Origin of the sequence: Nocardia terpenica (genome assembly GCF_013186535.1) — a bacterium.
Lineage (GTDB): Bacteria > Actinomycetota > Actinomycetes > Mycobacteriales > Mycobacteriaceae > Nocardia > Nocardia terpenica.
The window spans coordinates 1,112,345-1,131,605 of record NZ_JABMCZ010000003.1; the positions used below are offsets into that span (position 1 = coordinate 1,112,345).

At 69.7% G+C, this 19,261-nt stretch carries 18 protein-coding genes; 8 read left to right on the forward strand and 10 right to left on the reverse strand.

Going from position 1 to position 19,261, the window contains the following annotated elements:
- Nucleotides 1-68: 68 nt before the first annotated feature.
- Together HPY32_RS26755 and HPY32_RS26760 are read right to left on the reverse strand one after the other, a co-directional pair.
- Nucleotides 69-1,691 (reverse strand): PH domain-containing protein, encoded by a 1,623-nt coding sequence (locus HPY32_RS26755; protein ID WP_253949870.1) that lies wholly within the window; start codon nt 1,689-1,691, stop codon nt 69-71.
- A complete protein-coding gene (locus tag HPY32_RS26760; RefSeq protein ID WP_067576863.1) occupies nt 1,688-2,215 on the reverse strand; it encodes a PH domain-containing protein in 528 nt (175 codons plus the stop codon). The genes HPY32_RS26755 and HPY32_RS26760 overlap by 4 nt, the downstream gene beginning before the upstream one ends.
- Nucleotides 2,216-2,324: 109 nt before the next feature.
- On the opposite strand from HPY32_RS26760, the gene HPY32_RS26765 reads away from it, so the two are divergent.
- The 3 genes from HPY32_RS26765 (at nt 2,325) to dapC (ending at nt 6,468) form a co-directional block, all read left to right on the forward strand.
- Nucleotides 2,325-4,925: a bifunctional FO biosynthesis protein CofGH gene (locus tag HPY32_RS26765; protein ID WP_067576865.1), complete on the forward strand. Its 2,601-nt coding sequence runs from the start codon at nt 2,325-2,327 to the stop codon at nt 4,923-4,925.
- 104 nt (nt 4,926-5,029) lie between these two features.
- Nucleotides 5,030-5,353 carry a ferredoxin gene (gene fdxA, locus HPY32_RS26770; RefSeq protein WP_040827607.1) on the forward strand — a complete coding sequence of 108 codons (324 nt, stop codon included), beginning with the start codon at nt 5,030-5,032 and terminating at the stop codon, nt 5,351-5,353.
- A 5-nt stretch (nt 5,354-5,358) separates the two neighbouring features.
- Nucleotides 5,359-6,468: a succinyldiaminopimelate transaminase gene (gene dapC, locus HPY32_RS26775; RefSeq protein WP_082870421.1), complete on the forward strand. Its 1,110-nt coding sequence runs from the start codon at nt 5,359-5,361 to the stop codon at nt 6,466-6,468.
- A 33-nt stretch (nt 6,469-6,501) separates the two neighbouring features.
- On the opposite strand, the gene HPY32_RS26780 is transcribed toward dapC, so the two are convergent.
- The 4 genes from HPY32_RS26780 to HPY32_RS26795 form a co-directional block, all read right to left on the reverse strand.
- Nucleotides 6,502-6,741: a hypothetical protein gene (locus HPY32_RS26780; protein WP_067576867.1), complete on the reverse strand. Its 240-nt coding sequence runs from the start codon at nt 6,739-6,741 to the stop codon at nt 6,502-6,504.
- A gap of 10 nt (nt 6,742-6,751) precedes the next feature.
- Entirely contained in the window at nt 6,752-8,080 is a 1,329-nt protein-coding gene (locus HPY32_RS26785) for a S8 family serine peptidase (RefSeq protein WP_067576869.1), read from the reverse strand.
- Nucleotides 8,081-8,233: 153 nt separating this feature from the next.
- Nucleotides 8,234-8,602, reverse strand: a complete 369-nt coding sequence (locus tag HPY32_RS26790) for a PPOX class F420-dependent oxidoreductase (RefSeq protein WP_067576871.1) — start codon at nt 8,600-8,602, stop codon at nt 8,234-8,236.
- A 46-nt stretch (nt 8,603-8,648) separates the two neighbouring features.
- Nucleotides 8,649-10,079 carry an acyl-CoA synthetase gene (locus HPY32_RS26795; RefSeq protein WP_231951250.1) on the reverse strand — a complete coding sequence of 477 codons (1,431 nt, stop codon included), beginning with the start codon at nt 10,077-10,079 and terminating at the stop codon, nt 8,649-8,651.
- Nucleotides 10,080-10,376: 297 nt separating this feature from the next.
- Between HPY32_RS26795 and HPY32_RS26800 the strand changes: the two genes are divergently transcribed.
- The gene (locus HPY32_RS26800; protein ID WP_067576875.1) at nt 10,377-11,234 is read left to right on the forward strand and encodes an oxygenase MpaB family protein; all 858 of its coding nucleotides are present in this window, start codon (nt 10,377-10,379) and stop codon (nt 11,232-11,234) included.
- 3 nt (nt 11,235-11,237) lie between these two features.
- On the opposite strand, the gene HPY32_RS26805 is transcribed toward HPY32_RS26800, so the two are convergent.
- Nucleotides 11,238-11,951 carry a TetR/AcrR family transcriptional regulator gene (locus HPY32_RS26805; protein WP_309247546.1) on the reverse strand — a complete coding sequence of 238 codons (714 nt, stop codon included), beginning with the start codon at nt 11,949-11,951 and terminating at the stop codon, nt 11,238-11,240.
- Nucleotides 11,952-12,034: 83 nt separating this feature from the next.
- Here HPY32_RS26805 and HPY32_RS26810 point away from each other — a divergent pair, with 83 nt between their 5' ends.
- Nucleotides 12,035-12,901, forward strand: a complete 867-nt coding sequence (locus HPY32_RS26810) for an oxygenase MpaB family protein (protein WP_067576877.1) — start codon at nt 12,035-12,037, stop codon at nt 12,899-12,901.
- Here HPY32_RS26810 and HPY32_RS26815 read toward each other — a convergent pair.
- The 3 genes from HPY32_RS26815 to dapD all read right to left on the reverse strand — a co-directional run bounded on the left by HPY32_RS26815 (nt 12,898) and on the right by dapD (nt 16,565).
- Nucleotides 12,898-13,860, reverse strand: coding sequence for a proline dehydrogenase family protein (locus HPY32_RS26815; RefSeq protein ID WP_067576879.1), 963 nt, complete (start codon nt 13,858-13,860; stop codon nt 12,898-12,900). The two genes, HPY32_RS26810 and HPY32_RS26815, sit on opposite strands and share 4 nt — an antisense overlap.
- Nucleotides 13,860-15,494 carry an L-glutamate gamma-semialdehyde dehydrogenase gene (gene pruA, locus HPY32_RS26820; RefSeq protein WP_171983069.1) on the reverse strand — a complete coding sequence of 545 codons (1,635 nt, stop codon included), beginning with the start codon at nt 15,492-15,494 and terminating at the stop codon, nt 13,860-13,862. Before pruA ends, HPY32_RS26815 begins: the two co-directional genes overlap by 1 nt.
- 117 nt (nt 15,495-15,611) lie before the next feature.
- The gene (gene dapD, locus HPY32_RS26825; protein ID WP_067576880.1) at nt 15,612-16,565 is read right to left on the reverse strand and encodes a 2,3,4,5-tetrahydropyridine-2,6-dicarboxylate N-succinyltransferase; all 954 of its coding nucleotides are present in this window, start codon (nt 16,563-16,565) and stop codon (nt 15,612-15,614) included.
- A 113-nt stretch (nt 16,566-16,678) separates the two neighbouring features.
- On the opposite strand from dapD, the gene dapE reads away from it, so the two are divergent.
- From dapE to HPY32_RS26840, 3 genes are read left to right on the forward strand one after another with little or no spacing between them, the layout of a single operon-like run.
- On the forward strand, nt 16,679-17,782 hold the full coding sequence (gene dapE, locus HPY32_RS26830) for a succinyl-diaminopimelate desuccinylase (protein ID WP_067576882.1): 1,104 nt from the start codon (nt 16,679-16,681) through the stop codon (nt 17,780-17,782).
- Nucleotides 17,783-17,833: 51 nt separating this feature from the next.
- Entirely contained in the window at nt 17,834-18,637 is an 804-nt protein-coding gene (locus HPY32_RS26835) for an LOG family protein (RefSeq protein WP_067576884.1), read from the forward strand.
- Nucleotides 18,631-19,188: an LOG family protein gene (locus HPY32_RS26840; RefSeq protein ID WP_067576887.1), complete on the forward strand. Its 558-nt coding sequence runs from the start codon at nt 18,631-18,633 to the stop codon at nt 19,186-19,188. The genes HPY32_RS26835 and HPY32_RS26840 overlap by 7 nt, the downstream gene beginning before the upstream one ends.
- Nucleotides 19,189-19,261 lie beyond the last annotated feature (73 nt).

Genomic DNA, 19,261 nt, shown 5'->3' on the forward strand with positions numbered 1-19,261 from the left:
TCTCCATTGAACGCGAGCCGTGCCCTGCGCGCAGCTCCCCACACCGGACGGTTCGCCGTGCCGCAATCTCACCGCAACGTCGGTTCGGCGGGGGCGCGGTGGCCGAGCCGCCCGGGCGTCACCGCGTCGATCAGGTCCCACGCCTGTTCCAGCGGCACGTCGATCACGTGGTAGCGCTTCTTGCCCGCCGCCGTCGCCGCGACCACCGTGGCCAGCCCCGCCCGCCGCTGAAACAGCGTCTGCCGCACGGTCCAGCCGATAATGCCCGGCGCCTCCAGGCAATCGCGATCCCGCTCGAGCGACCCGTGCCGCGTGATCAGCCAGGCGGGCCGCGCCCCGGCCGCAGGCAGCACCGCATGCCCCAGCCCCCGATACCGATCCCGTGCCAGCCCGACCGCCCCCACCAACACCACAGCCACAACAACCCACGCCCACACCGGAACCGGCACCCCCGCCCCCGCTGACACCGCCAGCGCCCCCGCCGCAACCACCACCGGCCCCACCGCCCGCGTATACCGCCGCCCCCGCGCCCGCCCCCCATGCTCCCGCAACGGAATCCGCGCCGGAGCCGCCCCACCGCCCTCCGCCCCGGTAACGCCTTGCGCCGCATGGACTTCGATGTGCGGTGCGCTCCCGCCGGTCGGGACCACTTGCGGCGCAGCGGCCATGTCGACGGCGGTGGGGTCGATCAGTGGGGCGCTGTGGAGTTGTTTGTCCAGGAGTTCGGCGAGGGTGTGGTCTACGGCGGGGCGGGGGGATTGGGGGAGGAGTTTTTGGCGGGGGCTGGTGCCGGTCATGATGGCTTCCAGTTCGGCGCCGCCTGCCAGGCGTAGGAGCAACGGTTCCTTGACTGTGGCGCCGCGTAGGCGGGACAGGTCCAGGTCGGTCTGGCGGGTGGTGAGCAGGCCGTGGCGCAGGCGGAGGGTGCTGCCCTCGACGGTCACGGTGAGGCCGAAATACGTTGTCAGGTAGCGGAGGCAGTCGAAGACGGCCACCGCGAGGGCGATTACCACGATCGCGGCGAGCACGACCAGCGTGATGTAGAGCGCGCTGTGCCTGCCGATGCCCCGCACCGTCTCCGAATCCGCGACCGCACCGGCGACGCCGAACTTGGCGGCCACGCCGACCGCCGGGCCGATCACGGCCAGCCCGGTCAGCGACAGCGGCGCGTACCGCACCCACTGCGGCCGCCACCGCCCGATCTCCGGTCCCCGGGCGGGCGCCTCGGCGGGCGAATCCGCTTGTCCGGCTTCGGTTTCCGGGTGGCCGGACAGCAGCAGGGCGCGCAGCTCGGGCACCTGCGCGGCGCTCACCCCGTCGAGGTGGAAGCGCTCCTCCTTCCCGGCGTGCTGGCCGGTGCCGATGGCCAGCACCACCAGTCCCAGCAGCCGGTGCAGCAGATCGGCGTGCACGTCGACCGAGCGGATTCGCGAGCGCGGCACCGTCAGCGTCTTGCGTTGCAGCAGGCCGCGCCGCAACTCCACGGTGTCCGGCCCGATGCGGTAGGTGGTGGTGAACCATTGCGCCACGGCCAATCCGACGATCGCCACCAGCGCGATCAGGCTCCACCCCGGATTGTCGCTGCGCGTCCCGGCGATCACCGCCACGATCAGCACGGGGATATAGCGGACGAGTTCCTTGACCGGATGGATGAGCAGCATGCGCCGATCCAGCCGTCGCCACGCGGTCATGTCGCATCACCGCGATGGGCCGCCGCGATCTGGGTCAATCGCGCCGCCGTCTGCTCGGCGACCGGCAGATCGAGCGCCGTGATCCGCACCGCGCCCGCCGACGACGCCGTGGTGACGGTGACCGTCGCCAGCCCGAGCAGCCGCTCCAGCGGCCCGCGCTGGGTGTCCACGGTCTGCACGCGGCTGATGGGCGCCACCCGGCTCTCCTGGGTGATCCACCCGGTGCGGGTATAGACGGCCTCGTCGGTCACCTCCCAGCGGTGCACCGCGTACCGCCACAGCGGGATCCCGGTCGCGGCGGACCCGCCCAGCACCAGGGTCAGCGCCACCACCAGGACCTGCCACGGCCGATCGCCGGAATCCAGCACGATCCAGACCAGCTCGCCGAGGAGGGCCAGCGCCGAGGCGATCGCGGGCGGCAGCGCCCACAGCAGCTTGGCGCTCGGGCTCGGCCGCCACGCCGGTTCGGCCAGGATGGTGGCCGACCGGGGCGGCGAGTCGGGCGAATGGCTCATGCCAGCCATCGTGGCACGAATCGCCGAAATCGGTGCGTGGCTCCGGAATAGGCCGACGGGGTGCCTGGTTGTCTCCCGTCATCGGACACCGGAGGGAGAACAGACGGATGGTTGGCGCATGATCGAGGGTGTGACGGAGCTACCGAACCCTGGCATCCCGCCCACGCCGCCTACCGCCTCGGCCATGCGCCGGGCGCTGCGACGGGCCCGTGACGGAGTGACCCTGAATGTCGACGAGGCGACCGTGCTGCTCCACGCGCGCGGTGCGGATCTGGTCGAGCTGAGTCGCAGTGCTGCCCGGGTGCGCGACGCGGCCGTGGAATCGGCGGGTCGGTCCAAGACCATTACCTATTCCAAGAACGTTTTCATCCCGCTGACGAAGTTGTGTCGCGACCGTTGCCACTACTGCACGTTCGTGACGGTGCCCGGCAAGCTGCGCGCCGAGGGCAAGGGCATGTACCTGGAGCCCGACGAGGTGCTCGACATCGCCCGCCGCGGCGCGGCGCTGGGATGCAAGGAGGCCCTGTTCACCCTGGGCGACCGCCCCGAGGACCGCTGGCCCGAGGCCGCGCAGTGGCTCGACGAGCGCGGCTACGACTCCACGCTGGACTACCTGCGCGCCGTCTCGATCATGGTGCTGGAGGAGACGGGCCTGCTGCCGCACATCAATCCCGGCGTCATGTCGTGGGAGGAGATCTCGCGGCTCAAGCCCGTGTCCCAGTCCATGGGCCTGATGCTGGAGACCACCGCGACCCGGCTGTTCACCGAGAAGGGCAACTGCCACTTCGGAAGTCCGGACAAGGATCCGGCGGTGCGGTTGCGCGCGATCACCGACGCCGGACGGCAGTCGGTGCCCTTCACCACCGGCATCCTGGTGGGCATCGGCGAGACGCTGCCCGAGCGCGCCGAGTCCATCATGGCAATCCGCAAGCAGCACAAGGCTTTCGGTCATATCCAGGAAGTCATCGTGCAGAACTTCCGGGCCAAGGACGACACCGCCATGCGGGACATCCCGGATGCCGACATAGAGGAATTCCTGGCCACCGTCGCGGTCAGCCGGTTGGTGCTGCCGCCGGACGTCGCGGTGCAGGCGCCGCCGAATCTGGTGTCGCAGGAGGAATGTCGCGCGCTGATCGAGGCGGGCATCGACGACTGGGGCGGGGTGTCCCCGGTCACCCCCGACCACGTGAATCCGGAACGGCCGTGGCCGAACCTGGACACCCTGCGCGAGATGACCGAGGCGGCGGGATACCAACTGGCCGAACGCACCTCGGCGCATCCGCGCTACGTGCGCGCCGGGAGCCCCTGGGTGGACCCGCGCATCGGCGCGCACGTCGCCGCGCTCAGCGATCCGCGCACCGGCCTGGCCGACCCGGACGCGCTCCCGCAGGGCCTGCCCTGGCAGGAGCCCGACGAGCAGTGGGAGTCGACCGGCCGGGTCGACCTGCACACCGCGATCGACAGCGACGGCCGAAACACCGAGGCGCGCAGCGACTCCGGGCTCGGCAACGACGTGCTGGGCGCGTTCGGCGACTGGGAGACCATCCGCGAGCAGGTGCGCGAGCTGGCCACCGCCGCGCCGGAGCGTTTCGATTCCGACGTCCTGTCGGCCCTGCGCGCCGCCGAGCGCGACCCCGCGGGCCTGTCCGACGATCAGTACCTGGCCCTGGCCACCGCCGACGGCCCGGCGCTGGACGCCATCGCCGCGCTCGCCGATCAGCTGCGCCGCGACACCGTCGGCGACGACGTCACCTACATCGTCAACCGCAATATCAACTTCACCAACATCTGCTACACCGGCTGCCGCTTCTGCGCCTTCGCCCAGCGCAAGGGCGACGCCGACGCCTTCACGCTGAGCTCCGACGAGGTCGGCGACCGCGCCTGGGAGGCGTACGTCGAGGGCGCCACCGAGATCTGCATGCAGGGCGGCATCGACCCGGAGTTACCGGTCACCGGGTACGCCGACCTGGTCCGGGCGATCAAGAAGCGGGTGCCGTCCATGCACGTGCACGCGTTCAGCCCGATGGAGATCGTCAACGGCGCCTCGCGCGGCGGCCAGAGCGTGCACGACTGGCTGTCGGCGCTGAAAGAGGCGGGCCTGGACACGATTCCGGGCACGGCGGCCGAGATCCTCGACGACGAGGTGCGCTGGGTCCTCACCAAGGGCAAGCTGCCCACCTCGGCCTGGATCGGCGTCATCACCACCGCGCACAAGCTCGGCATCCGCTCCAGCTCCACGATGATGTACGGGCACGTCGACAACCCGAAGCACTGGGTCGGGCACCTGCGGGTGCTGCGCGGCATCCAGGACGAGACCGGCGGCTTCACCGAATTCGTGCTGCTGCCGTTCGTGCACCAGAGCGCCCCGCTGTATCTGGCGGGAGCCTCGCGCCCGGGCCCGACGATTCGTGACAACCGCGCCGCACACGCGCTGGCGCGCATCATGCTGCACGGCCGCATTGCCAATATCCAGACCAGCTGGGTCAAGCTGGGCATCCGGGGCACGCAGGTGATGCTCAACGGCGGCGCCAACGACCTCGGTGGCACGCTGATGGAGGAAACCATCTCCCGCATGGCCGGTTCCGAGCACGGTTCGGCGAAAACCGTTGCCGAGCTGTCCGAGATCGCCGAGGGCATCGGCCGTCCGGTGCGCGAACGCACCACCACGTACGGCGTTCCGCGCGGTAAATTCTCGGCACTGCCGCTGTCCGTGGGATGAGCAGCAAGTTAGGCAAGGCTGACCAGTAGTAATGTGTCGTTTCGGGATACTGTTGCGCGGGCGCGGAAGTATCCCGCAGGCAAGGACAGACTAGGAGAACGGCAGTGCCGTACATCATCGCTGAACCGTGCGTTGACGTGAAGGACAAGGCGTGCATCGAGGAATGCCCCGTGGACTGCATCTACGAGGGCGGCCGCATGCTGTATATCCATCCGGACGAGTGCGTGGACTGTGGTGCATGTGAACCCGTGTGTCCGGTGGAGGCGATCTTCTACGAGGACGACACCCCCGATCAGTGGAGCGGCTACGTCAACGCCAACGTCGACTTCTTCGACGACCTGGGTTCGCCCGGCGGCGCCACCAAGGTGGGCAAGGTCGACTTCGACCCGCCGTTCATCGCCGCCCTGCCCCCGATGGCGAGCGAGTAGTCGCCTTGTCCGTGCGTGGTCCAGTCAGTAGCCTGCTGCCCGACTTCCCTTGGGACACCATCGCTTCCGCGAAGGCCCGAGCGGCCGAGCATCCCGACGGCATCGTCGACCTGTCGGTGGGGACGCCGGTCGATCCGGTCGATCCGCTGATCCGGGAGGCACTGGCGTCGGTGGCGGAGGTGCCCGGCTATCCCGCCACGCACGGCACACCCGAGCTGCGCGAGGCCGCGGTGGCGGCGCTCGCGCGGCGCTACGGGATCACCGGCGTCGAGCCCGCCGCGGTGCTGCCCGCGATCGGCACCAAGGAGCTGATCGCGGGGCTGCCGCGGCTACTGGGCCTGGGCGCCGCCGATCTCGTGGTGATTCCCGAGGTGGCGTACCCGACCTACGAGGTGGGTGCGCTGCTGGCGGGCGCCCGCATCGCGCGGGCCGACGGTCTCACCCAGCTGGGCCCGCAGTCGCCCGCGCTGATCTTCCTGAACTCGCCGTCGAATCCGACCGGCCGGGTGCTGGGCGTGGATCACCTGCGCAAGGTGGTCGCCTTCGCCCGCGAGCGCGGCGCGATCGTGGCCTCCGACGAGTGCTATCTGGGCCTGGCCTGGGACGAGCCCGCGGTGTCCATCCTCGACCCGCGGGTCTGCGACGGCGACCACACCGGCCTGCTGGCCATCCACTCGCTGTCCAAGACCTCGAATCTGGCCGGGTACCGGGCCGGGTTCGTGACCGGTGATCCGGCGCTGGTGCGCGAGCTGCTGGCGGTGCGCAAGCACTCCGGCATGATCATGCCGTTCCCGGTGCAGGCCGCCATGACCGCCGCGCTCCGCGACGACGCGCACGAGGCCCGCCAGCGCGACCGCTACCGCGCCCGCCGCGAGGTGCTGCGAAAGGCATTGCAGGACGCCGGTTTCCGCATCGACAACTCCCAGGCGGGCCTGTACCTGTGGTCCACCCGCGGCGAGAACGGCCGCACCACCCTGGACTGGCTCGCCGCCCGCGGCATCCTCGCCGCCCCCGGCGACTTCTACGGCCCCACCGGCACCGCCCACGTCCGCATAGCCCTCACCGCCACCGACGAACGCATCGCCGCCGCCGCCAAACGCCTCACGGCCGACTGATTACCGTCGGTCCCGGCATGCTTTTGGCCGGGACTACCCGCACGAATCTCCATTGGCCTGCTCGATTCGCGGGTCCGCGAACACCGTCACCCCGGCGGCGGCCGCCACCCGCTCGGCGACCGGCTCGTCGACTCTCAGTGCGTAGGTGCCCCGGGTCGGATCGACGGCGACCAGGCCATAGCCGGTGTCGACGTCGGACGGGGTGAGGTGCAGGGCCCGCAGTGCGTCGTTCAGGGTCGCGCCCGGCGGGAGCTGAACTGTGAGCAGCGGCATGCCCGTTACGCTACGCGCGTACGCCCGCCTGTCGCAGCTGTCCGAGGATCCCCGCGGCCTCGGCGACGCCGTACCCGTAGTCGTAATCGAAGTCGGTGGTGCCGTGGTGCTTCGCGGTCTGCTGGACGATCGAGCGGAGCTTCGCGGGCGGCACCGCGATCGCCGAATACTTGGTGCGGAACGCCGCGATCAGCCCCGCCGCCGTCGGGCAGGCCGCCGAGGTGCCGGTATCGGGGTCGGTGGCCCCGAACACCGTCGAGCCCAGATAGTGGGTGTAGGTGCAGACGTCCGGCTTGCGATCGGCCAGCCGCCCCGGCCCCTGCGACGAATACCCCACCCGCTGATCGTTGATATCGACCCCGCCGATGCTCAGCACGTCCGGATGCGAATTGGCCCCGGTGATCGGCTTGTTCGGGAAATTGCACCGGCTGTCGGGGCAGTCGCGCCCGCAGTTCCCGGCCGCGAAGAGAATGTCGGCCCCGGCCGACTCCAGCGAACCCACGATCACATTGAACGGATGGTTCGGATTATCCGAATAGTTTCCGGGCTGGCCGACCGGATAGTCCCACTCCGGCGAGAACATGCCCCAGCTGTTGCTGACCACCAGCGCCCGTGTTGCCTGCGGCTGATCGGTGAGGACGGTGCGCAGGTGCGCGTAGGCGGCCAGCGCGTCCGACAGCATCCCGTCCATGGTCGACCCGCCCTGCCGGGTGCTGCGCAGCACGGGGATGTCCAGGAAGGTGGCCGACGGCGCGGCGATCATGGCGTCGAAGGCGCACATGGAGCCGTGGTCGACGGGGAACTGGCCCGCGGTTCCGGCGACGCCCTGCGGATTCCAGCTGCGCTTGGCATCGATGGCGATATTCCCGCCGCGCACCTTGTCGACCTGCGCGGCATTGATGCCGGTGTCGACGATCGCGAGCGCCACCCCGGTGCCGTTGAGCCCGGCCGCCGCCAGATCGGTGACATGCAACCGGGATTCGACATCGTGCCAGCTGCCGACCGCGGGGCTGCCGCCGCAGGTGAGCACCGGCTGGATGGCGGGGTCGGCGAAAACGCCGGTGACGGCGCCGGATTGCAGCAGCGCGGCGATGACGCGGTCGTGGTCGTCGCCGATCTCCCCGCGGATCACCACCGAAGCATGCTGCGGTTCCAGTGAATACGTCGGTGCGGCGTCGACTCCCATGCGCTGCGGCACGGCGACCGGCTCGTAGCCGTGGTCGAGATCGAATCCGGACAGCTCTCCGGAAACGACGTCGGAGGGGGCGAGACGGACGGTGGGGTCGACGGCAGCGGCGATCATGTCGGCTGCCGGCCGGAGCTGGAGCACTACTCGCATAACGCCAGTGTGCCGTCACGCCGACCGATTTGCTCGGTGGACGCCGAAAAGTGGCTGAAACGGAATGACGGGCGAATCCGAGACTCGGCGCGGTATCGGCGCGGCGCGGCCCGATTTCCGGGCCCTGGCCAGCCGAGTTCCGATCGTGGCCGCTCAGATCCCGAAGGCCAGCACCCGTTCCGGCGTGATCCGGATGAGTTCCGGGGAAGCCCCGGCGGCGAATGTCTCCACCTCGCGCAGAGCCTGTGCGGTGCCGCGAATTTCGAGGCAGCGCACCTCCCACGGGTCGGTCGACGCGATGTCGTCGACCACGAAGGCGACGTGCTCGTGCTTGGCCAGGTTCCGGAACTTCTGCGACGCGCCGAGGTTGTGCCCGGCGATGTCGATGGTGCCCAGGGCCTCGTTGTAGCGGAAGCCGACGGGATTGTTCTGCGGCGTCCCGTCCGGGCGAATGGTCGCGAGCCGACCCAGCCGCTGGGTGCCGAGGTACGCGATGTGGGCGGGCGACAGCGTTGCGATCATGCCGCAGACCTTACGACCTGAACCACACTCGAGGTCAACATCATTTCTACCCGAGCAACTTCTTCTGCACCTTGCCCATGGCATTGCGCGGCAGCGCGTCCAGCAACCGTACCTCGCGGGGCCGCTTGTGCACCGAAAGTTGTTGCGCCACATGCTCGATGAGCTCGGTGCCGACCGATTCCGCCGGTTCCCCGCGCGGCACCACGAAGGCGACGATGCGCTGCCCCAGATCGTCGTCGGGCACCCCGACCACCGCTACCTCGGCGACCGCCGGGTGGCCGAGCAGCGCGGTCTCGATCTCGCCCGCGCCGATGCGGTAGCCGCCCGACTTGATCAGGTCCACCGACTCGCGGCCGACGATGCGGTGGAAGCCCTCGGGATCGATCGCCGCGACATCGCCGGTCATGAACCAGCCGTCCTCGGTCCGGCACGCGGCGGTGGCGTCGGGCCGATTCAGGTAGCCGTCGAACAGCATCGGGCCGCGCACCTGGAGGCCACCGATGCTCTCCCCGTCGTGCGGCACCGGCCGCCCGGCCTCGTCCACGATCCGCGACTCGACGCCCGCGACCGGGAGGCCGACCCAGCCGGGGCGGCGTTCGCCGTCGGCGCGGGTGGACAGGGTGATCAGGGTCTCGGTCATGCCGTATCGCTCCACTGGCGCATGGCCGGTGAGCTCGCGCAGCTTCTCGAACACCGGCACCGGCAGCGGCGCGCTACCCGAGACCAGCAGCCGGGCGTTGGCCAATTCCCGTGCGGCGGTGGGATCTTCGGCGACGCGCGACCACACGGTCGGCACCCCGAAGTACAACGTGCCCTTGGCCGCCGCGTAGGCCGCCGGGGTCGGCCTGCCGGTGTGCACGAGGGGGCTGCCCACCCGCAGCGGACCCAGCACGCCGAGGATCAGGCCGTGCACGTGAAACAGCGGAAGTCCGTGCACCAGAACGTCGTTCGCGGTCCAGTCCCAGGCCTGCGCGAGGGCGTCCAGCCCGGCGGCGATGGCGCCGCGGCTGAGCATCACGCCCTTCGGCGCGCCGGTGGTGCCGGAGGTGTAGACCACGAAAGCCGTTGTGTGCGCGCCCGGTTCGGGATAGGTGTGCCAGGAGCGGGCGTGTTTGCGCACCGGCACCACCGGCAGCGTCGTCCCCGCCGGGGCCTCGCCCAGCCACGCCCGCGCGCCCGAATCGCCGAGAATGTGCTCGAGTTCGGCGGCGCCCGAATCCGGCGGCACCGGCACCACGGTCACCCCCGCGATCAGACAGCCGAGCACGGCCAGCACGGTGGTGGCCGTCGGCCGCGCCAGCACCGCGACCCGATCCAACCCCGCGACCCGCTCGGCCACCGAGGTCCCCCCACCGACCAGATCACTGCGCGACAGCGTCTCCCCGTCAATGGTGACCGCATCCGCAATATCCGCCCCCGCCGCAACGGCACCCGGATGCAACGACCTCAACAGCGGCAACGACCCGTAAGACGACACGCGCCCAACCTACCCGCCCCCTCCGCCGTGCCCAACACATGCGCCGCAATTCCAGCACACCCCTAGTTCGCCACTTACCTACTCCTGGTCCCGGTCCGCTCACCCTCCTGGTCCCGGTCCGCTCACCCTCTTGATCCCGGTCCGCTCACCTTCTTGATCCCGGCGTGCTTTTGGCCGGGATCTCCCGCAAGGTCCCGGCCAAAAGCACGCCGGGACCACGGGGGCGGCTGGTTGACACATCTATGAGGTGGTGAGAAAGTTTGTACACAGCCTTCTCATTGGCGAATGGGGTCGACGATGACCGAGCCGCTGCGGGCGACCGTGCACGAATCTTCCTCCGGGGAGCGGGATTTCGATGTCACGCGGTATCTGGACGGGGCCGCGGCGTTCTTCGGGGCCGCGGCCAATGTCGTCATGCAGCTGAGTGCGCCGCCGGTCGGGTACGGCGTCATCGAGAGCGACATGGACAGCGGCAAGATCATGCTGCATCCGGTCAAGCGCACCCGCACCACCCTCACCTACCTGGCGGTGGCCACCCTGGGCAGTGCGGACGAGCGGGCCGCCTACCGCGCGGCGGTGAACTGGGCGCACCGTACCGTCCACTCCGGCCCGTCCAGCCCGGTGCGCTACAACGCCTTCGATCCCCGGCTCCAGCTCTGGGTGGCCGCCTGCCTGTACTGGGGCGCGCGCGACCTGCACGAGCGCATGCACGGCCCGATGCGCCCGGCCGACGCGGACGCCTTCTACCGGCACGCCGAACGGCTCGGCACCACCCTGCAGATGCCGCCGGAGCTGTGGCCGCCCGACCGCGCCGCCTTCGACCGCTACTGGGCCGCGAACCTGGCGCGCACGACCATCGATGCCCCGGTGCGCGCCTACTTCGAGGAGCTGATCGATCTGAAGATGTTCCCGCTCCCGATTCGATTGGTACTCGGGCGATTTCACCGCTTCGTGACGACCGGGCTGCTCCCGGCGCACCTGCGCGACCAGATGGGCCTGGCGTGGTCGGACCGCGACGATCGGCGGCTCGCGCTGCTGCTGCGCGCGGCGGGCGCGGTCGAGGCGCGAATGCCCAAGCCGGTCAAGATGTTTCCGATCAACGCCTGCATGGTCGACATGCGCCTGCGCCGCCGCCTGGGCCTGCGGCTGGTCTGACCGCTACAGCAGCCGGAATCCGGGAACCACGTGCTCGCGGGCGAATTGCCGCACGGCGGCGTCGTCGCCGAGCGGAATCACGGTCTGCGGCGTGAGCGCCATGGAAAGCGCCGTGCGGGCGATCATTTCGGCCAGCGGCAGCGGATCGTATTGCGGCAGTTTGCCTTCGCGCTGCAACCGGGCGATGAACTCGGCCAGGTAGTCGCGGCCGAGCTCGATGACCGGCGCACCCTGCACGGTGAGGTACGGCAGCACCGTCTCCGGCTCGGTCTTCAGCAGCCGGTCCAGCAGGCGATTGCCGCGCAGCCCGTCGAGGAATGCGACGAACAGCTCCACGATCTGGTCCTCGGCGCTGGCGTCGCGGTCGATCTGCCGCTGCACGGTGGCATCCGCCTTGTCGATGAACTGCCGCGCCTGCCGCAGCCCGACGGCCTGGATGAGATCGGACTTGTTCGCGAAGCGCCGGTACAGCGTGGCCAGCGACAGCCCGCCGCGGCGCGCCACCTCCACCATGCTGGTGCGCTTGATCCCGAAGTCCAGGAAGGCCAGCAGCGCGGCGTCGAGCACCCCGGCCCGGTCGCCGTCCTCCGGCGTCGCGCCCCGTACCAGCGGCAACAGTCTGGCCAGCTTGGCCACGGTGGTCCCCCTCTCGACGCGCGAAACGATGACAAGGGAATCATCGCACAGGGTCACGGTACCGCCGACGAGCGTTGACACGCCGGATCATCGATGAGAAGGTGAGAAAAGAAGCTTCTCATGCTTCTTCCGTTTCACGGAACGATCGAGGAGACGAGTCGACGATGACTGCCGCCCTTCCCGCGACCGCGCAGGAGCCGCACCTACCCGCGCCGGAACTGACTCCCGCCACCGTCCGTGCGCACCTCGACGGCATCGCCGCCTTCCTGGGCGGCGCCGCGAATGTCGTCATGCAGCTCAGTCACCCGCCGATCGGTTACGGCGTGCTGGAGAGTCCCGTCGACAGCGGCAAGGTCACGCTGCATCCGATCAAGCGGCTGCGCACCACGCTCACCTACATTTCCGTCGCGCTGCTCGGCGACGACGAGGATCGCCGGGTGTATCGGGAGGCGGTGAACCTCTCGCACCGGCCGGTGCGGTCGAACCCGTCCAGCCCGGTGAAATACAACGCCTTCGACCCGAAACTCCAACTGTGGGTGGCGGCCTGCCTGTACTGGGGCATCGACGACCTCTACACGCGCATGCACGGCCCGATGGAACCCGAAGTGGCCGAGGCGTTCTACCGCTACGCCGCGCGGCTGGGCACCACCCTGCAGATGCGGCCGGAGCTGTGGCCGCGGGATCGAGCGGCGTTCGAGCAATACTGGTCGGAGAATCTGGCCCTGCGTTCCATCGACGAACCGGTGCGGCAGTACTTCAACGACCTCATCGACCTGAAGGCACTCTCGTTCTGGGTGCGGCTGCCGCTCAGGAGGATTCACCGCTTCGGGGTGATCGCCCTGCTGCCGCCGCCGCTGCGCGAGCAGATGCACATGACCTGGAGCGCCCGCGACGAACGCGTCTACACCGCCATCCTGCGGGCGGTGTCGTTCGTGTGGACCCGGCTTCCGGAGCCGCTGCGGCTGTTCCCGTTCAACTATCTGCTGCTGGATATGCGGCTGCGCAAGCGATTCGGGCGACCGCTGGTCTAGTTCCGCTCGGCGAGGGCGCGCAGGAAGAAGCCGAGATTGGCGGGCCGCTCGGCCAGCCGCCGCATCAGGTAGCTGTACCACTGGCTGCCGTAGGGCACGTACACGCGCACCGCATGACCCGTCTCGACCAACCGGCGCTGTTCGGCCGTGCGGATGCCGTACAGCATCTGGAACTCGAAATCGCCCGGCCCGCAGGCATTGTCGACGGCCATCCGCTGCGCGGCCGCGATCATCTCGGGGTCGTGGGTGGCCACCATCGGATAGCCCGCGCCGCGCATGAGCACGTCCAGGCAGCGCAGGTACGAGGAGTCGACCTCGGCATGCCGGTGGTAGGCGACGTCCTCGGGTTCGCGATAGGCGCCCTTGCACAGGCGGATTCGGATGCCGCGCGCACCCAGCTCCCGGCATTCGGTCTCGGCGCGGCGCAGATAGGTCTGCACCGCGACCGCCAACCACGGGAATTCGCGGTGCAGTTCGTACACCGCGGCGAGGGTGGCGTCGGTGGTGGTGTGGTCCTCGGCGTCCACGGTGATCCACACCCCGGCCTCGGCGGCGCGCAGGCACAGGGTGCGCAGATTCGCGGTGGCGATCGCCGGGCCCGCCGCGCCGAGCGCCTGACCGAGGGCGGACAGCTTCACCGAAACCTCCACCGGCCGAACGGGATCGGCGGAGCGGTCACCGCGGGTCGGCGCCAGCAGGGCCAGATCGTCGATCAGCGCCAGATATTCGGTGACGGCATTGTCGGCCATGGCGCGCTCGGTGGTGTTCTCGCCGAGGAAGTCGACGCTGACCATCCGCCCGTAGCCGAGCAGATTCCGCACCGCCGCAACCAGTTCCGCGCGCGTCTCGCCCGCCACGAAGCGGCGCGCCACACCCGCGCTGACCGGGACGCGGGTCACGGCGCGCCGCAATCGCGACGATCCCGCCGCCGCCAGGATCGCCGGTCGCAGCGGATTCATCAGCGCTCCATGTGGGGGTAGCGGTAGTCGGTGGGCGGCGCGAAGGTCTCTTTCAGGGTGCGCGGGGCGACCCAGCGCAGCAGGTTGAGGTAGGAACCGGCCTTGTCGTCGGTGCCGGAGGCGCGGGCGCCGCCGAAGGGCTGCTGACCGACCACCGCGCCGGTCGGCTTGTCGTTGACGTAGAAGTTGCCCGCCGTGAAACGCAGTGCGGCACAGGCACGGTCGACGGCGGTGCGGTCGCGGGCGAAGACCGCGCCGGTCAGGGCGTAGGGCGCGGCGGTGTCGACCTCGCGCAGCAGGGTGTCGAAGGCGTCGGGGTCGGCGTCGTCGTAGACGTGCACGGCCAGGATCGGGCCGAAATACTCGGTGGCGAACGCCTCGTCGCGCGGATCGTCGGCGAGCAGCACGGTCGGCCGCACGAAGTACCCTTCGCCGTCGTCGTAGGTGCCGCCCACCGGGATGTCCAGCCCCGCGGACCGCGCCCGCTCCAGCGCGGCGACGTTCTTGTCGTAGGCGCGCCGATCGATCAGCGCCCCACCGAAATTCGACAGATCGGCCACATCGCCGTAGGTGAGCTCGGCGGTCTGCGCGAGCAGGTCGTCACCCATGGTGCGCCACAGCGATTTCGGAATATAGGCGCGGGAGGCGGCCGAACACTTCTGCCCCTGATACTCGTACGCCCCGCGAATCAGCGCGGTGCGCAGGGCATCCGGATCGGCGGACGCGTGCGCGACGATGAAATCCTTACCGCCGGTCTCGCCCACCAGCCGCGGATAGCCGTGGTAGTGCGGAAGATTCGCGCCGACCTGCTGCCACAGGTACTGGAAGGTGCGGGTGGATCCGGTGAAATGTATCCCCGCCAGGCGCGGATCAGCGAGCACCACCTCCGACAGCTCCCGCCCGTCCCCCGTGACGAGATTGATGACCCCCGGCGGCAACCCGGCCTGCTCCAGCAGCCGCATGGTGTGGTAGGCGGCCAGCGTCTGGGTCGGCGACGGCTTCCACACCACCGTATTCCCCATCAAAGCCGGTGCGGTAGGCAGATTCCCGGCGATCGCGCTGAAATTGAACGGCGTGATCGCATAGACGAACCCCTCCAGCGGGCGGTAGTCCATCCGATTCCACACGCCCGCACCGGATTCCGGCTGCTGCGCCAGAATATGCCGGGCAAACGCCACATTGAACCGCCAGAAATCGATGAGTTCACAAGGGGCATCGATCTCGGCCTGATACACCGACTTCGACTGCCCCAGCATCGTCGCCGCGGCCACGGTCTCCCGCCACGACCCCGCCAACAGATCCGCCGCCCGCAAGAGCACCGCCGCCCGCTCTTCGAACGGCAACTCCCGCCACCCCGGCCCCGCCGCCACGGCCGCCTCGACCGCCGCCCGCCCCTCCTCATGCGTGGCATCGGTATAGGTCCCGAGCACATGGCGATACCTGTGCGGCATGACGATATCGCCGCGAGCCCCCACCCCCACCCGATGCTTACCCCCGATGACCAGCGGAACATCCACGACAGCGCCGGACATCTCGGCCAACCTGGCAACCAGCAGACCCCGCTCCGGACTACCTGGTGCGTAGGAATGCACCGGCTCGTTTCGCGGCGTAGGGACAACCGTGACAGCGTCCATACCTTCAGGCTAACGCCGTCCCGCACCGCCGCGTGGGACGCTCGCTACCCCGAAACGCACGGCAGATGAGCGGACTCGATGGGAATGTGGTCGCCGAAACGGCCAGGGAAATTCACGCTAGTTGGCGTGCAGTGCCGCGTTCAGCTCCACACCGGTCCCCTTGCGCGACACGACCTCCACGGACCCGCTCAGCGAATTCCGCCGGAACAGCAGGTTCGACTGTCCGGACAGTTCCGAAGCCTTGGCCGTTCGCCCGTCGGGCAGCGCCACCTTGGTGCCTGCCGTGACGTACAGCCCGGCCTCCACCACGCAGTCGTCGCCGAGCGAAATGCCCAGGCCCGCATTGGCTCCCAGCAGGCACCGTTCGCCGATCGAGATGACCTGCTTGCCGCCGCCGGACAGGGTGCCCATGATCGACGCGCCGCCGCCTACGTCGGAGCCGTTGCCGACCACTACACCGGCCGAGATCCGGCCCTCGACCATCGACGCCCCCAGCGTCCCGGCGTTGAAGTTCACGAAGCCCTCGTGCATGACCGTGGTGCCCTCGGCGAGGTGGGCGCCCAACCGGACTCGGTCGGCGTCGCCGATGCGGACCCCGGACGGCAATACGTAGTCGACCATGCGGGGGAACTTGTCCAGGCTGTACACCGTGACCGGTCCGCGGCTGCGCAGCCGGGCGCGGACCAGTTCGAATTCCTCCACCGCGCACGGGCCGTGATTCGTCCACACCACGTTGGCGAGCAGCCCGAACTGGCCCTCCAGGCTCAGGCCGTGCGGCGCGACCAGGCGGTGGGACAGCAGGTGCAGGCGCAGGTACACGTCGTGGGCGTCCGCCGGGGCGGCGGACAGGTCGGCGATGGTGGTGCGCACGGCGATCACGTCGACGCGGCGGGCCTCGTCGAAGCCGACCAGGTCGGCGAACCGGGTGTATTCGGGGTCGGCGGGGCTCAGCTTCTCGGTACCCCTATTCGCGTACTCGCCGAGTTGCGGGTAGGGGAACCAGGTGTCGAGGACCGTTCCGTTCACGGTCACCGTGGCCAGGCCGACTGCGGATGCTCCCTGAATACTCACGAGCAGACAGCCTACTGGGTCCGATTTCCGCTGTCGGGGGTCATCTGCGCAGCCTGTGGTCGCTCTCGCCGAATGAAGTGAGCCGAACGAACGAAACGCTTAGGCTGGGACGGGTGACCCTCGATCTGCGCGCCGACCCCATCGCCCTGACCGCCGCCCTGGTAGACATCCCGAGCGTGTCTCGGGACGAAGGGGCCATCGCCGATGCGGTCGAGGCGGCGCTGCGCGGGCAGACCACCGGCTTCGAGATCGTGCGGCACGGCAATACCGTGCTGGCCCGCACCCACCGCGGCCTGCCGTCCCGGGTGATCCTGGCCGGTCACCTGGACACCGTGCCGATCGCCGACAACGTGCCCGGCCACTTCGACCGCGGCCTGGACGGCGAGCGAATGCTGTACGGCTGCGGCAGCGTCGACATGAAATCGGGGGACGCGGTCTTCCTGCATCTGGCCGCTACCGTCGCCGACCCCGTCTGCGACCTGACGCTCATCTTCTACGACTGCGAGGAGATCGCCGCCGAATTCAACGGCCTCGGCCGCATCGAGCGCGAACTGCCGCAGTGGCTCGAGGGCGACCTGGCCATCCTCGGCGAACCCTCCGGCGGCTGGATCGAGGCCGGTTGCCAGGGCACGCTGCGCGCCCGGCTCACCGTCTCCGGCACCCGCGCGCACACCGCGCGAGCATGGCTGGGCGACAACGCGATTCACCAACTCGCCCCCATTCTGGACCGGCTGCGCACCTACCGCGCCCGCGAGGTCGAGATCGACGGCTGCGGCTACCGCGAGGGCCTGTCCGCGGTGCGGGTGTCCGGCGGGGTGGCCGGGAACGTGGTGCCCGACGCCGCCGAGGTCGTGGTGAATTTCCGCTTCGCCCCGGATCGTTCGCTGGACGAGGCGACCGAGCATGTGCGGCAGGTGTTCTCCGGCCTGGACATCGGTTTCGAGCGCACCGACGGCGCCCCCGGCGCACTACCCGGCCTGTCCGCGCCCGCGGCCAAGAACCTGGTGGAGATGGTGCATGCGCACGGCGGAGGCGGCGTGCGCGCCAAATACGGCTGGACCGACGTCTCCCGCTTCGCGGCCCGCGGCATCCCCGCCGTGAACTTCGGCCCCGGCGACCCCAACCTGGCCCACAAGGTCGACGAACATGTGCCGACGGCACAGATCACCACCGTCGCCGACATCCTGCGCGGCTACCTCACCGGCTACGCGGGCTGAGCGAGCAAACTCAGGACGAACCCGTGGTAATTCCGCTGCTAGCGTGGGCGCATGTCCTCCGATGCCGAGCCGCGCGCTACGCGATCACCGATATCGACACCGAAATTCAGGGGGCCGATCATGCTGCGGGGTGAGCTGAAGAACGACGGTGGCACCACCGATCAGCATTTGTTGGACGGCCGCGGGCCCACCGATTGGGTGCATACCGATCCGTGGCGGGTGTTGCGGATTCAGAGCGAGTTCGTGGAGGGGTTCGGGGCGCTCGCCGAAATTCCCAGGGCCGTCGCGGTATTCGGGTCGGCGCGCACCCGGGTCGATACCCCGGAGTATCAGGCCGCCCAGGCGATCGGCGCGGCGCTGGCGCGGGCGGGGTTCGCGGTCATCACCGGCGGCGGGCCCGGCGTGATGGAGGCCGCCAACCGCGGCGCCAGCGAGGCGGGCGGCTACTCGATCGGGCTCGGCATCGAGCTGCCGATGGAGCAGGGCCTCAACGAGTGGGTCGATCTGGGCATCAACTTCCGCTACTTCTTCGCGCGCAAGACCATGTTTGTGAAGTACTCGCAGGCATTCATCTGCCTGCCGGGCGGTTTCGGCACCCTCGACGAGCTGTTCGAGGCGCTGACGCTGGTGCAGACCCGCAAGATCACCCGCTTCCCGATCGTGCTGTTCGGCACCCGGTTCTGGGCGGGCCTGGCGGACTGGATCCGCGATTCGCTGCAGGGTTCGGGCAAGATCTCGCCCGGCGACCTCGGCCTGCTGCACGTCACCGACAGCGTCGACGAGGTCATCGACATCGTGGTGCGCGCCGCGGAGAACCACGGCGCGGACGCGATCGGCACGGAGGACAAGTGGTGAGCGAGCGGCCGTTCGCGGTGTGCGTCTACTGCTCGGCCAGCACCACCGACCCCGCGCAGCTGCGGCTGGCCGCCCAGGTCGGCACCGAGATCGCCCGGCGCGGTTGGCAACTGGTGTCCGGCGGTGGGCACGTGTCGATGATGGGCGCGGTCGCCACCGCGGCCCGCGCCGGAGCCGCCCGCACCATCGGCGTGATCCCCAAGCGCCTGGTGCACCGCGAGGTCGCCGACGTGGACGCCGACGAACTGGTGGTCACCGACACCATGCGCGAGCGCAAGCAGCTCATGGAGGAGCGCGCCGACGCCTTCCTCACCCTGCCCGGCGGCATCGGCACCCTGGAGGAATTCTTCGAGGCGTGGACCGGCGGCTACCTGGGCGCGCACCACAAGCCGCTGGTGGTGCTCGACCCGCACGGGCACTACCGCGGGCTGTTCGCCTGGATCGACGATCTGCGCGCGGGCGGATTCGTCCCGCAGTCCGCGCTGGATCGGGTTACGGTGGCCGCGGATCTGACGACGGCGTTCGACGCCCTCTCGATCCCGCCGGACTGAGCCCCGATTCTCGCCTGGAGGCGCCCGTGACCCATCCCGACGTCACCCTCTTCGACCTGGCCCGACAACTCCC

Coding starts and splice junctions, on each gene's coding strand:
- HPY32_RS26755 (WP_253949870.1), bottom strand. CDS start 1,691: ATGACCGCGTGGCGACGGCTGGATCGGCGCATGCTGCTCATCCATCCG.
- HPY32_RS26760 (WP_067576863.1), bottom strand. CDS start 2,215: ATGGCTGGCATGAGCCATTCGCCCGACTCGCCGCCCCGGTCGGCCACC.
- HPY32_RS26765 (WP_067576865.1), top strand. CDS start 2,325: ATGATCGAGGGTGTGACGGAGCTACCGAACCCTGGCATCCCGCCCACG.
- HPY32_RS26780 (WP_067576867.1), bottom strand. CDS start 6,741: ATGCCGCTGCTCACAGTTCAGCTCCCGCCGGGCGCGACCCTGAACGAC.
- HPY32_RS26785 (WP_067576869.1), bottom strand. CDS start 8,080: ATGCGAGTAGTGCTCCAGCTCCGGCCGGCAGCCGACATGATCGCCGCT.
- HPY32_RS26790 (WP_067576871.1), bottom strand. CDS start 8,602: ATGATCGCAACGCTGTCGCCCGCCCACATCGCGTACCTCGGCACCCAG.
- HPY32_RS26800 (WP_067576875.1), top strand. CDS start 10,377: ATGACCGAGCCGCTGCGGGCGACCGTGCACGAATCTTCCTCCGGGGAG.
- HPY32_RS26810 (WP_067576877.1), top strand. CDS start 12,035: ATGACTGCCGCCCTTCCCGCGACCGCGCAGGAGCCGCACCTACCCGCG.
- HPY32_RS26815 (WP_067576879.1), bottom strand. CDS start 13,860: ATGAATCCGCTGCGACCGGCGATCCTGGCGGCGGCGGGATCGTCGCGA.
- pruA (WP_171983069.1), bottom strand. CDS start 15,494: ATGGACGCTGTCACGGTTGTCCCTACGCCGCGAAACGAGCCGGTGCAT.
- HPY32_RS26835 (WP_067576884.1), top strand. CDS start 17,834: ATGTCCTCCGATGCCGAGCCGCGCGCTACGCGATCACCGATATCGACA.